Genomic DNA, 12464 nt, shown 5'->3' with positions numbered 1-12464 from the left:
CCCCTTGGCAGATTCCTCCCGCGGCGTGGCCCACAGCGTCCTAAGCTGTGCCCCAGGGCTACCCTCGGGGGAGAGGCATGGATCACGACGAGTCCATGGTCGGCAGACGCTTCGGCCCGTACGAACTGATCAGGTTGCTCGGCGCGGGCGGCATGGGCAGCGTCTACGAGGCGCGCGACACCAATCTGGACCGGGTCGTCGCACTGAAGCTGATCTCGGGTCCGTACGCTCAGGACCCCGCGTACCGGCAGCGGTTACAGCGCGAGGCGCGCATCGCAGGGCGGCTTCAGGAGCCGCACGTAGTGCCCATCCACTCGACGGGTGAAATCGACGGTCACTCTACGTCGACATGCGCCTGATCAACGGCACCGATCTGGACACCCTGATCAAGCGGTCGGGGGCGCTGCCGCCTGCTCGCGCGCTGGCCATCGTGCGTCAGGTGGCGTCGGCACTCGACGCCGCGCATTCGGTCGGCGTGCTGCATCGCGATGTCAAGCCGGCCAACATCCTGGTGACCAACGACGACTTCGCTTATCTCGTGGACTTCGGGATCGCCAACGCCGAGTCCGAGCAGAAGTTGACGCAGATGGGCGACGTAATCGGGACGTGGACATACATGTCGCCCGAACGGTTCTCCGGCGAAGTGGATCGGGTCTCGTCACGTGCCGACGGATACGCCCTGACGTGTGTGCTTTTCGAGGCGTTAACCGGAGCGCCCCCGTACTCGGGTGACCGGGTCAGCCTGATCGGTGCACACGTGTCCGCTCCGATCCCGCTGGCCAGCAACAGGGTCGGGCTTCCCAGTGCGATCGACGCCGTCATCGCGAAGGGGATGGCCAAGCGACCGGAGGATCGGTACCCGACATGCGGTGACCTCGTCCGCGCTGCGGACGCCGCGACCACCGGAGTCGGCCAGCCGACGATGAACTTCACACCGTCGACTGCTCCGCACGTCCAAGCCGCCTATCCGGCACCGAGGGCGCCTGCAATGCCGCCACCGCCCGGTAGCTGGGATCCCAATGTGCATGCCATGCAAGTGAACTCGGGGCCTCAGTCGCCGCTCGGGGGATGGTCCGCGCCACCGCGGGAGCCGGCCCCGAAGCGGCGGGGGATGTGGATCGCGATCGCGGCGGCCGTCGTGCTCGTGGTCGCACTCGTGACCTCGGTCGGTGTCTGGCAACTGACGCGTGACGAACCCGTCCAAACGGATGCCGCTGCCGCAGTGGACCTCTCGGCGCTCGACGTCGGTCGCTACGATACCGAGCCGCATCGGATCCCCTCGACCGGCGACAAGGAGCAGGGCCGCTTCGCCGAGGCCTCGCGGTTGGCCGAGGGCATCGCGAACCCGTACGAGGTCTTCCCCAACCTCTCCTACTTATACGGTGGGCCGCTTCCCGATCCAGCCCTCGCCGCGACCGCGATCTCCGGTACCGGAGTTGCAGTCGTACAGCCGGTTCTGGAGAAGTACGGCATGATCAGCGCCTTCCTCGTGCAGGGTTTCTCGAAGCGACGTGCCGACTTTCTACGGGATGGTGACGGCGATGAATTGATCGTCATGCTGACGAGCTTCCCCAACCCCGACTTCGCATCACGCGCCGCCCAGGAAATGGACGCCACCGACATGGCGGTGAATCCGAACAACCAGCAAGTCGACATTCCCGGCTATCCCGATGCGCACGCGCACTACACACCGGGCAACGTGTCGATCGCGGCGACGTTCGCCCGTGGTTTCGTGGTTGCGTCCATCTTCAGCGTGAGACAAGACGCCACCATCGTGAGCAGGATGACGAAGAGCATCCAGACCGTTCTCGACGGGCAGGCTCCGTTGATGAAGGACGTCCTCGTCAGCGCCGACGCGGCGCTGACAACTCTGCCACTGGACCCGGACTCGATGCTCAGCCGGGCGTTCATCTCCGGAGACGTCCCACCGTTGTCGGCGGGGTTCATGACCATCGGCCCCAGGGCGGTGATGGTGTGCGGCAATGCCCAGGAGACCGAGAACGACCTGCTTGTGGATGCCGGTGTCGACCGATGCGCTATCACGTCCGACGGGCTTCTGCTCAGAGCCAAGGACGAGGACGCTGCGACGGAGCTCCGTACGAAAGCTCATGACGCCGTCAAGGTGGACACCGTCGAGCAGGACATCGATCCGCCCACCGGCTTCGACGGCGTCAACTGTTTTGAGGCGAAATCGGAGTTCTGGGCGGATAACGACAACGCGCGATATCAGTGCCTGTTGTCCTTCGGCCGGTACTACGCGGGAGTGATCAGCAACGAGCAGGACGACGTCCGGCAGCGCGCATCCGCTCAGTACGCGCTGCTCGTCAACAGCGACTAGCCCGCTGATCGCGGCGGCGTGCTCGTCAAGATTCCATCAAGGATCTGCCAAGCCCTCTCGATGAAAGTGGTCTCGTACCCACCGAGAGGACGAGACGATGACCACCACTCTGACGGCCGAGACCCCCCGTTCGATTGCGCAGTTGCCGACGTCTCGCACCCTGCCCGCCGCCACGACGGTGCGGCTGATCTGCTTCCACCACGCCGGTGGGGGCGCCACGTCGTTCAACCTCTGGAAGCGCGGCCTCGGGGCCGACGTCGAGGTGATCGCCGTCGAGATCCCCAACCGCGAGCGCTTCGCCACCCTGCGTGACCTCGTCGCCGAGGTCAACGATCAGCTCGGAGCGACGCTGGACGAGCCCCACGTCTTCTTCGGGCACAGCTTCGGCGCGCTCGTCGCCTACCGGTTGGCGAGCATGCGGGCGGCGGCCGGGCTGTCGCAGCCGCAGGCGCTGATCCTGTCGTCGTTCACCCCGCCGCACCTCCCGACGTCGATCCCGATGGTGGACGAGGTCGACGACGAGCAGCTGGGCAAGATCCTGTCCGACATCGGCGGGCTGCCGGTCGAGCTCACCCGCTGGCCGACGCTGCGCGAGAAGGCCGTCGCGCTGGCTCGCATCGACCTGCGGATCGCCGCGACCGACGACGACGCCGACTCGGTCGCGCTGATGTGCCCGATCCACGTCATCGGCGGCGACGAGGACATCCTCGTCAGTGAGTCTGATCTTCGGCAGTGGCGCTCACGGACGCTGGCGCAGTTCTCGCTGCAGATGCTCGAGGGCGGCCACTTCCACGTGAGCAACCGGCAGCAGCTGTTCGCGGCCTTGCGGCCCATGCTGATGGACTTCGGCTCGCCGCACGCCAACGTGGCCTGATTCGGCAATTCGCTGACCCGTCGGGGCTGGGATCACTCGCAAAGCGACCGTGACCGAATGCTGACGTGATGAACCGTTCGCCCACCGCGCGCGTGTCACGAACGTCTACTGGCGAGAAGCCGGCCGCGTGCCGGACGCCCCGATGGAGGACCGGTCATGGCACGTATCGGAATCTGGTTTCGCGGCTCGTTCCTGATCGCGATCGTCGCGGCCCTGGCGTCGGTGGTGTTGGTCAGCCCACCCGCTGCGCTCGCCGACGATCGACTGCAGTTCACCGGAACCACCCTGTCGGGTGCGCCGTTCAACGGTACGTCGCTCGAGGGTAAGCCCGCGGTGCTGTGGTTCTGGACGCCGTGGTGCCCGTTCTGCAACGCCGAGGCGCCCAACGTCAGCGCGGTCGCCGCCGCGAATCCCGGTGTCACGTTCGTCGGTGTCGCGGCCCGGTCGGACGTCGCGGCTATGCAGGGCTTCGTCGACAAGTACCGGCTCGGTTTCACCACCCTCAACGACGCCGACGGGTCCATCTGGGCGCGCTACAACATCCCGTGGCAGCCCGCGTACGTGTTCTACAAGGCCGACGGATCGTCCACCTTCGTCAACAATCCCACCTCGGCGATGTCCCAGCAGGAACTGGCCGACAGGGTGGCGGGCCTCCGGTAGTCCGTGCAGTCAGCCGATCTCGCACTGGCTTTCGCCGCCGGCCTGGTAGCCGCCCTCAACCCGTGCGGGTTCGCCATGCTGCCCGCCTATCTCGCGCTGGTCGTGCGGGACGTGGACACCACCCGCGCGACCGCACTGGGCCGGGCGCTGGCCGCCACCGTGGTCATGACACTCGGATTCGTCACCGTGTTCGGGGTGTTCGGTCTGCTGACGACGGCGGCCGGGTCGGCGGTGCAACGCCATCTGCCGTGGGTGACGCTCGGCATCGGGGTGGCGCTGGCCGCGTTGGGGTGCTGGCTGCTGGCCGGCCGGGAGGTCGCGGGGCCGGGCCGAAACCCGTTGGCGGCCAGCACGTCCTGGGCACCGACGGCTCGACTCGGATCTATGTTCGGCTACGGCCTCGGTTACGCGCTGGCGTCGCTGTCCTGCACAATCGGTCCGTTCCTCGCCGTGACCGGGATCGGGTTGGCGGGAGCGTCGGGCGGGCTGCAGGCATTCCTCGCCTACGCCGCGGGGTTCACCTTGATCGTGGGCACGCTCGCCGCCGCAGCGGCGTTGGCGGGTGCCGCGCTGATCGCCCGACTGCGGGCGGTGCTGCCGTACCTGAACCGGATCAGCGGCGTGATCCTGATCGTCGTCGGCGCGTACGTCGGCTACTACGGCTGGTACGAACTCGGGCTGCGGTCGGCGACCGGTGACCCGAACGACCCGGTGATCAACGGCGCGGCCAGGATTCAAGGCGCCGTGGCCGGGTGGGTGTACGGGCACGGTCCCTGGCCGTGGCTCATCGCCTTGGCGGTACTGGCGCTGACGGCGCTGACGTGGGCGCGGCGATCGCGGCCGTCTGAGTGAATCCGGACGCGGCCGCGCTGACCGAGCTCGAGGTTCAGTAACGCGTCTCCACGAGTTCGGCGAGTTGCCGGGTCACCGTGCCCCAGCCGTCGTGGAAACCCAGCTGTTCGTGCTGATCGCGGTCGGCGACGTTGCGATGAAGGGCGGACGCGGTGTACTCGGTGCCGTCCGGGTGATCGCGCATGACGATGACCGCCGTCATGAACGCCGCGTCAGCCGGGCGCCAGCCGGCGACGAGTGCGTCGGTGAACACGATGCGCTCCAGCTCGTCGACAGCGAGGAAGCAACCCGTGATGTGCGGGCCGAATTGCCCTCCGCCCTCGCTGATTTCGGTGCGGAACGACCCGCCGGGGCGCAGGTCCATCGCCTGCACCCGACAGATCGTCGGCTCGGGGACCCACCACTTCTCGAAGCTCGCAGGATCAGTCCACGCATTCCAGACCGCAGAGCGCGGCGCCTTGATGATCCGAGACACGGTGAGGTCCAGGTGCGGATGCACGGTTGCGGTCATTCTGATGATTCCTCCTGGTCGGTGACGAAACGTTCGAGTCGGTCGGTGCGGGCTTCCCAGATGCGGCGCTGTTCGGTGAGCCAACCGTCGACGTCCTCGAACGACTCGTGTCGGAGGGTGCAGGTACGCACCCGGCCGGTCTTGCGCGTCCGTATCCATCCGGCGTGCTCGAGGTGGTGAATGTGCTTCATGAACGACGGCAGCGCCATGTCGAACGGTGCCGCCAACTCGCTCACGCTCTTCGGTCCCGCGCCGAGATGGCTGAGCACGGCGCGCCGAGTCGGGTCGGCGAGAGCCTGGAACGCGTCGTCTAGCCGCGATGAATACTTAGCCACACGGCTAAGTTATATCGGCGTCAACGGTTAGCGCAAGAGCTAAGTATGGGTCGGATCCCTCACCCGATGACGCGGTAGCGCAGGTGCGCCACTCCGGGAGCCTCGAGCACGCGGACGAGTTCGAGCGCGGGGGTGCCCGCGGCGAAACCGTCGAGCAGCCGCTCGCCCGACCCGAGGACGACCCCGCTCACCTGCAGGTCGATCTCGTCGACGAGGCCCGCCGCGAGCGCCTGCCGAGCGCAGGAGGCGCCGCCGGCGATGGAGATGTCGCGTTCTCCCGCAACGGACTTCGCCTGCGCATACGCGGCGTCGATGCCGTCGGTGACGAAGTGGAACGTGGTCCCGCCCGCGAGCTCGATCGGGTCGTGTGCGTGGTGGGTCAGGACGAAGACCGGGCAGTGGTACGGCGGCTCGTCACCCCACCAACCGGTCCAGTCCGAGTCGCCCCAGTCGCCACGCACCGGCCCGAACATGTTGCGACCCATGATCGTCGCGCCCATCCCGTCCATCATGTCCGCGACCACCCGCTGATTGACGGGATGGTTCTTGGCCGGTCCGAGGTGCCAGGCGTGCAGCGCTTCACCGCCGACGCCGAGCGGGTGCTCCTCGGACTGATCGGGTCCCGCGACGTACCCGTCGGCCGAGATCGACATGGAGAGGTTCGTTCTGGTCATGCACGTGCAGACTGCCGCGACCGCCGAAAGTCACCGACGACTAGGAGCGGTCGGCGTCCGCCAGTCGCCGGGTCCACCGGTACAGGCCGGCGATGATCGCCACGAAGACCACGACGCCGAGGATCTCGCCCCAGTTCGCGAACCCCTTGCCGACGATCGCCAGTGGCGAGTCGGAACCGGAACCGGCGACGATGCCCGCGTAGATCACCCCGAACAGGCTCTCCCCGACGATGAGCCCCGTCGCCATCAACACCCCGAGACGCTTCTTCTGCTCTGTGTTCTCGGCGGAGCCGCCCCTACGCTCGGCCCACCTGTCGTAGAAGCGGCCCAGCAGCGCGCCGAACGGGATGATGAGGGTCAGCGACATCGGGAGGTACATGCCCATCCCGACGGCCAGCGGCGGCAGGCTGACCTTGGTCCGCAGCCTGAGCACCTCGTCGATCACGATGACCCCGACGCCGATGGCGGCACCGAGGCCCAGCAGCTTCCAGTCCAGATCGGCACCGAAGACGCCCTTGGCGAGCGAGGAGATCAACGCCGCTTGCGGTGCGGCGAGAGCGTTCTCGCCCGCACCCGGCGCACCGGCGAAGCCGAACGCGGTGTTGAGCAGGCTGAGGACGGGAGGTATCACCAGCCCGCCGAAGACGACGCCGATCACCAACGCCACCTGCTGTCGCCACGGTGTCGCGCCGACGAGTTGGCCAGTCTTGAGGTCTTGAAGGTTGTCGTTCGAAATGGTGGCGATGCCGAACACGATCGCGGTAGCGAACAGCGCGTAGGCCACCAGCGCCAGCGTCTGTCCGGCGTCGTCACTGCGCCCGTGCACCAGCACCAGCACCACCGACGCGATGATGACGACCAGGATTCCGAGGCCCGAGATCGGGCTGTTGGAGGAGCCGATCAGACCCGCCATGTAGCCCGCGACGGATGCGAGGACCGCGCCGATCACGACGACGAACAGCAGCGTCACCCCGATGAGGAGCGGCCTGTTGCCGGCGATCGGGGTGCTCTCGAGGAACCACCACAGCAGCAGCCCGATGGGGATCAGCGACACCGCGATCGTTCCGCCCACGATTCCGATGGGGAGGTCGCGTTCGGTGAGTTCGACCTGCTCGCCGCTGCGGCGCGTCTTGGTCGACGCGGCCGCGGCGCGGATGCCGCGCACGATGGGGCCGAGGATCTTCAGCAGCGTCCAGATGGCGGCGACGGCGATGGCGCCCGCGCCGACGAAGCGGACATCGCTGGAGAACGTGCTCGAGACGACGTCCTCGAGTGCGCCGCCATCGGTGACGTCACCCCACGTCAGCGTGGGGAGCAGGATGAAGTACGAGATCACCAGGCCGACGATCATCGCGAAGCCGACGGTGACACCCACCAGGTGGCCGACGCCGATCAGGGCCAGTGACAGGCTGGCGCCGATCGTCGATCCACCGGCGCCGACGCGGAAGTAGACGGCGATGTCGCTGAGGATCAGTTTCGTGGCGGCGAGCAGCGACATCGCCGCCGCCGCCAGTGATCCCACGATGATCGCGCGCAGGCTCCGCTTGTTTCCCTCGCCGCCGTCCTCGGCGGCCTCGCCGACCTTGAGCACCTCGGCCGCGGCGACGCCCTCGGGGTAGGGCAGGTCCGATCCCGTGACGAGGGCGCGGCGCAGGGGAACGGAGTACATCACGCCCAGGACGCCGCCCACGATGCACACCGCCACCGTGATCCAGTACGGGAAGCCGGTCCACCACCCGATCATGATCAGGCCGGGCAGGACGAAGATGATCGCGGCGAGTGTGCCCGCTGCGGAGGCGATCGTCTGCACGATGTTGTTCTCGAGGATCGTGTGGCCGCGGAAGTAGCGCAGAATCGCCATCGAGATGACGGCCGCCGGGATTGCTGTGGCGAACGTCAGGCCGACTTTCAGGCCCAGATACACGTTGGCGGCGGTGAAGATCAGCGTGATGACGCCGCCGAGGACGATGCCCCGAAGGGTGAGTTCGCGAACTGACGGAGCGGTGTGTTCGACGTCGGCTTTCGTCACCCGGGGGATGTTAGTCCGTGCGCCAGCGGTTTTTGTCGACGCTTCAGACGCCGCCCGAACCGCCCGATGCGCCGCCATCGGTTGAGGAGTTCGTCGCGTCACGCGTGTCGATACCTGCACCGCCCGCGTCACCCTCGGCCGCGACGTTGCCCGCAGCAAACTGTATTCTACGTAAGCGTTATTAGCTGATGTATTCCCTGTCGGACCGTTGGCGCGGTAGATTCTTCAGGAATCAAGTACGTTGTCGACGCCGGATTAGGGATTTCATGAACGCGACCAGGCTTTTGTTGGCCAGTACCGGTATCGGAGCCGTTAGCGCGGGCGTGTTGCTAGCCGCTCAGATGCAGAGCCCTGCCGCAACTTCGAACGATCCGACGGGCCGCGACGTGCAACTTGCCGCTGCGCCGTTCGAGTTCAACGTCAGTCAGGTGTTCCCGTTCGCAGCCGGTCCGAGTACCGGTGCCGTCGCCGTGTCGGCACTCAGTGACCTGACAGACCCCGCTGCCGTCGCCGCGGCAGCGGCCCTTCAAACCGCGAATCAGTACGGCCCGCTGTCCTTCGGCCTCAATTCGATCAGGTCCATCGGCGTCGCGCAGACGGTGCCCGGTACCAACAACACTCTCGGCACCGTCAACAGCACGGATCAGTGGGCGGCCGGGCTTGCGGGCATCGTCAACAGCACGGGAGCGGTCGGATTCACCGAGGCCGCCGCCCAATACGACCCCTTCATGGCCAACCACGCGGGCTTCCTGCAGACCTCGAATCAATTCGGCCCCGCCGTCTTCGACCTCAACGTGCTGAAGGCCATCGGTTTCTTCCAGGCGCCGAGCGGGACGCTGCTCGCAAGTGGCTACCCCGACAACGTCAGTGCCGTCGACATCGGCCGCTGGCGCGGAGGGATCCCCGGCCTGATCATGAACACCGGGACCACCGGCTTCGTGGACAACGCGGATATCGGCCCCGGCCCGTTTCAAGCGAGCGCGGTCGGCGGCCTGCACACCACGACCCAGATCGGCTCCACGACGTTCGACCTCAACGTGTTGCCAACGGTCGGCGCGGGAATCATGCCCTACAGCTTCTCGTTCGGCCTTGCGCCGGACATGACCGCCGGTGGCACTCCCTTTGCGCCGATCACTCCACCCGCGCCCGGAATCATCGCGCCGCCTCCGCCGGTGACCTCCCCGCCGCTGGCTCCGGCGCCGACTCCACTCGTCGCCGCATCCGCGACCGAGTCCGAGGAGCCGGTTGTCAAGACGGCCCGAAGCGCGGAGGCCGATCCGGAGCCGGTGATTCCCGGCGTCAACGGTGCTCCGCTCGACAAGACGCCCAAGACGAGCACAACCGGCGCGGGCGGGACTCGGTTCGATCCGTTCAAGCCCTTGAAGCCGTTCTCCGACATGGTTACAAGCGGGATCAGCTCGTTCACTGGCACCACGCCAGCAGCGAGTGGATCCGCTGCGGGTACCGACGCTGACGGTGATTCCGGGAGCGCCAGCGGCGGCGAATAGGCCGGACACCCGCGGGGGCTAGGATCGCGCTCCGTGCCCACGCCCACACCACCGCGCACCGTCACCGAACCGAGCCGCGAGATCGACGTCATCCACCAGACCGATGTGCTGGTCGTCGGCTCCGGTCCGGGTGGACTAGCGGCCGCCCTGGCCGCCGCCCGTGCCGGAGTGGACGTCGCGCTCGTCGAGCGGTTCGGCTGCTTCGGCGGGAACATCACCGCCGTCGGCGTCGAGGGCTTCGCCTGGTACCGCCACGAGCAGACCGTCGAGGCGGGCGGCATCGGCTGGGAGTTCGAAGAACGCGCGAAGGCGATGGGCGCCGCCGTACCCGAAAGCCAGTCCCTGTCATATGAATTGGATTCCGAGGGGTTCAAGCTCGTCGCCGACCGACTGGTCGAGGAAGCCGGCGTTCACGCGATGCTCCATCGGCAGTTCGTCGCGCCACTGGTCGACGGGGACACCGTCATCGGAATCGTCACCGAGTCCAAGGCCGGCCGGGAGGCGATCCTCGCTCGTCGTGTGGTGGATGCGACCGGAGACGCCGACGTCGCGACGCGGGCGGGCGCGCCGGTGCATCGGACGCCGGTCGAGGACATGATGGCCGCGTCGGTGATGTTCCACCTCGCCGGGGTCGACAAGGCGGCGTTCCTCAAGGGCGTCGCCGACGACCCCCAGACCTACCGCGACTGGGCGGCAGGCGAATTCGCCGCGGACGAGATCGACGAGAAAGACGCCGACCGCTACTCGCCGTATCTGGAGAAGCCCTTCGCGAAGGCCATCGCCGACGGTGTGCTACCCGCCGCTCTCAACACGATCGGCGGCACCTGGGGTGCCATGCACGACACCGGCGAGCTGACCTACATGAACCTCGTCCACCTCGCCGGCTGCGACGGCACCGACCCCGACAGCCTTACCCGCTTCGAGATCGAGGGCCGCAGGCAGGCGATGCTGGCGATCGAGGCGCTCCGCCGCTACACCCCCGGCTGCGAGGCCGCGCGACTGCGCAACTTCGGGATGACGATCGGCATCCGCGACACCCGCAAGATCGACGCCGTCTACAACCTCACCGAGCACGACGTACGCGAGCAGGGGCGGTTCGACGACAGCATCGGCATCTATCCGGAGTTCATCGACGGCTACGGCGTTCTGGTGCTGCCGACCACCGGGCGCTATCTGCAGATCCCGTACCGGTCGCTGTTACCCAAGGCGGTGCGCAACCTGATCGTCGCCGGCCGCGCCACCGGGGGAGACCGCATCGCCCACGCCGCGACGCGCAACATGTCGTGCTGCGCCGTCACCGGTCAGGGCGCCGGGGTGGCCGCCGCGCTGTCGATTCGCTCCGACCGTTCGTTCGACGACGTCGACGTCTCAGCGGTCCAGGCGGAACTCACCCGCCAGAACGTCCGCATCTCCTAGCGATTCGTGCACGTTCGGGAGCGCCCACCGCTCCCGAGCGTGCACAAGTCACAACTAACCGATGACTTTGGCCCAGTTGGCGCCGAGGTACTCGGCCATCTTCTTGCTCTGCTCGTCGGTGGCCACGACCGGCTCACCCGTGACCTCCGGCAGGGCGGCCAGCAGCGCCGCGTCGACGGTCCCCGCCTTCTCCATGGCGTCCGCGCGGACCGGCCGGGCCAGCCCCTTCAGGAACAGGTTCTGGCCCTCGTCGCTGTAGAGGAACTCCTGCCACAGTCGCGCGGCGGCGGGGTGCGGGCCGTCCTTGTTGATGGCCTGGAAGTAGTAGCCGCCGACCAACGCATTCTGGGGGACGAACACCTTCCACGTTGGGACCTTCTTGGTCTCGGCGGCGTTCAGGTAATCCCAGTCGATGACGACGGGGGTCTGGCCGGACTCGATGGTCGCGGGTGTCGGGTCCACCGGGATGAAGTTGCCCGCCTCTTTGAGCTTGATGAAGAACTCGACGCCGGGGGCGATGTCGTCCACCGACCCGCCGTTGGCGATGGCGGTCATCAGCACGCCGTTGGCGGCCGCACTCGCCGTCGTCGGATCGCCGTTCAGCGCGACCTTGCCCTGGAACTCCGGCTTGAGCAGGTCCTCGACGCTCGTGATCTCGGGCAGCTTCGCCGAGTCGTAGCCGATCGACGTGTAGCCGCCGTAATCGTTGACCCAGGTGCCGTCGGGATCTTTGAACTGCTCGGGAATCGAGTCGAAGGTCGCCACCTTGTACGGCGCGAACATGTCGGTGTTCGCGATGGCGATGGCCTGGCCCAGGTCGAAGACGTCGGGCGCTGTGCTTTTGCCCTTCTGCTGGTTAGCGGCGTTGATCTCGTCCTGGCTGTTGGCATCGGGCTGAGCCGAGTTCACCTTGATCCCGTACTTCTTCGAGAACGTGTCGATGATCTCTGCGTAGTTGGCCCAATCCGGCGGCAGCGCAATGACGTTGAGTTCCCCCTCGGCCTTCGCGGCCTCGATCAGCTTGTCCATGCCGCCGAAGTCCTCCGCGGAGGTGGCCTCCCTGGCGCTCACCCCGGACTCCGTTTTGCTGCCGGTGTCCTCTTTCTCCGGCGGCGCGCAGGACACCAGTCCCAGGACGACGAGGGTGGACGCGGCGACGGCGAGGAGCCGTGAGTTCTTCATGCCAAACCTTCCGATCGAGGAGGGGCGGAGAGTGAGCGAACGTGGCGCTCGAACACTATCGCGTGGGTGCCTCGACGGCGGCGGG

Annotated in this window: 12 protein-coding genes; 7 read left to right on the top strand and 5 right to left on the bottom strand. The window is 67.2% G+C overall.

Annotation, left to right across the window (positions count from 1 at the left end; genetic code table 11):
• Positions 1-77: 77 nt before the first annotated feature.
• The 5 genes from NM203_RS08365 (at position 78) to NM203_RS08345 (ending at position 4724) form a co-directional block, all read left to right on the top strand.
• The gene (locus NM203_RS08365; protein ID WP_255059370.1) at positions 78-359 is read left to right on the top strand and encodes a protein kinase family protein; all 282 of its coding nucleotides are present in this window, start codon (positions 78-80) and stop codon (positions 357-359) included.
• Complete coding sequence (locus tag NM203_RS08360; RefSeq protein ID WP_255059369.1) at positions 350-2338, top strand: DUF7373 family lipoprotein; 1989 nt, start codon at positions 350-352, stop codon at positions 2336-2338. Before NM203_RS08365 ends, NM203_RS08360 begins: the two co-directional genes overlap by 10 nt.
• A gap of 97 nt (positions 2339-2435) precedes the next feature.
• Positions 2436-3212 carry a thioesterase II family protein gene (locus NM203_RS08355; protein ID WP_255059368.1) on the top strand — a complete coding sequence of 259 codons (777 nt, stop codon included), beginning with the start codon at positions 2436-2438 and terminating at the stop codon, positions 3210-3212.
• Positions 3213-3368: 156 nt separating this feature from the next.
• Entirely contained in the window at positions 3369-3872 is a 504-nt protein-coding gene (locus NM203_RS08350; RefSeq protein WP_255059367.1) for a disulfide bond-forming protein DsbE, read from the top strand.
• Between the two features lie 3 nt (positions 3873-3875).
• Positions 3876-4724: a cytochrome c biogenesis CcdA family protein gene (locus tag NM203_RS08345; protein ID WP_255059365.1), complete on the top strand. Its 849-nt coding sequence runs from the start codon at positions 3876-3878 to the stop codon at positions 4722-4724.
• Positions 4725-4758: 34 nt separating this feature from the next.
• On the opposite strand, the gene NM203_RS08340 is transcribed toward NM203_RS08345, so the two are convergent.
• The 4 genes from NM203_RS08340 to NM203_RS08325 are packed head-to-tail and all read right to left on the bottom strand — an operon-like array spanning position 4759 to position 8282.
• Complete coding sequence (locus tag NM203_RS08340) at positions 4759-5235, bottom strand: SRPBCC family protein (protein ID WP_255059364.1); 477 nt, start codon at positions 5233-5235, stop codon at positions 4759-4761.
• Complete coding sequence (locus tag NM203_RS08335; protein WP_255059363.1) at positions 5232-5570, bottom strand: ArsR/SmtB family transcription factor; 339 nt, start codon at positions 5568-5570, stop codon at positions 5232-5234. Before NM203_RS08335 ends, NM203_RS08340 begins: the two co-directional genes overlap by 4 nt.
• A 59-nt stretch (positions 5571-5629) precedes the next feature.
• A complete protein-coding gene (locus NM203_RS08330) occupies positions 5630-6244 on the bottom strand; it encodes a dihydrofolate reductase family protein (protein WP_255059362.1) in 615 nt (204 codons plus the stop codon).
• A 40-nt stretch (positions 6245-6284) separates the two neighbouring features.
• Positions 6285-8282 carry an OPT family oligopeptide transporter gene (locus tag NM203_RS08325; RefSeq protein WP_408633326.1) on the bottom strand — a complete coding sequence of 666 codons (1998 nt, stop codon included), beginning with the start codon at positions 8280-8282 and terminating at the stop codon, positions 6285-6287.
• A gap of 179 nt (positions 8283-8461) precedes the next feature.
• Here NM203_RS08325 and NM203_RS08320 point away from each other — a divergent pair, with 179 nt between their 5' ends.
• Complete coding sequence (locus NM203_RS08320; protein ID WP_255059360.1) at positions 8462-9781, top strand: hypothetical protein; 1320 nt, start codon at positions 8462-8464, stop codon at positions 9779-9781.
• Positions 9782-9814: 33 nt separating this feature from the next.
• The gene (locus tag NM203_RS08315) at positions 9815-11197 is read left to right on the top strand and encodes an FAD-dependent oxidoreductase (protein WP_255059359.1); all 1383 of its coding nucleotides are present in this window, start codon (positions 9815-9817) and stop codon (positions 11195-11197) included.
• Positions 11198-11251: 54 nt separating this feature from the next.
• Here the strand turns inward: NM203_RS08315 and NM203_RS08310 are convergent, their stop codons facing one another.
• Positions 11252-12379, bottom strand: coding sequence for an ABC transporter substrate-binding protein (locus NM203_RS08310; protein WP_255059358.1), 1128 nt, complete (start codon positions 12377-12379; stop codon positions 11252-11254).
• Positions 12380-12464 lie beyond the last annotated feature (85 nt).

The organism is Mycolicibacterium arenosum (assembly GCF_024320865.1).
Lineage (GTDB): Bacteria > Actinomycetota > Actinomycetes > Mycobacteriales > Mycobacteriaceae > Mycobacterium > Mycobacterium arenosum.
The sequence above is the reverse complement of the archived record's forward strand: the minus strand, read 5'-3'. Positions and strand labels throughout refer to the sequence as shown.

Coding starts and splice junctions, on each gene's coding strand:
- NM203_RS08355 (WP_255059368.1), top strand. CDS start 2,436: ATGACCACCACTCTGACGGCCGAGACCCCCCGTTCGATTGCGCAGTTG.
- NM203_RS08350 (WP_255059367.1), top strand. CDS start 3,369: ATGGCACGTATCGGAATCTGGTTTCGCGGCTCGTTCCTGATCGCGATC.
- NM203_RS08365 (WP_255059370.1), top strand. CDS start 78: ATGGATCACGACGAGTCCATGGTCGGCAGACGCTTCGGCCCGTACGAA.
- NM203_RS08330 (WP_255059362.1), bottom strand. CDS start 6,244: ATGACCAGAACGAACCTCTCCATGTCGATCTCGGCCGACGGGTACGTC.
- NM203_RS08310 (WP_255059358.1), bottom strand. CDS start 12,379: ATGAAGAACTCACGGCTCCTCGCCGTCGCCGCGTCCACCCTCGTCGTC.
- NM203_RS08340 (WP_255059364.1), bottom strand. CDS start 5,235: ATGACCGCAACCGTGCATCCGCACCTGGACCTCACCGTGTCTCGGATC.
- NM203_RS08360 (WP_255059369.1), top strand. CDS start 350: ATGCGCCTGATCAACGGCACCGATCTGGACACCCTGATCAAGCGGTCG.
- NM203_RS08320 (WP_255059360.1), top strand. CDS start 8,462: ATGTATTCCCTGTCGGACCGTTGGCGCGGTAGATTCTTCAGGAATCAA.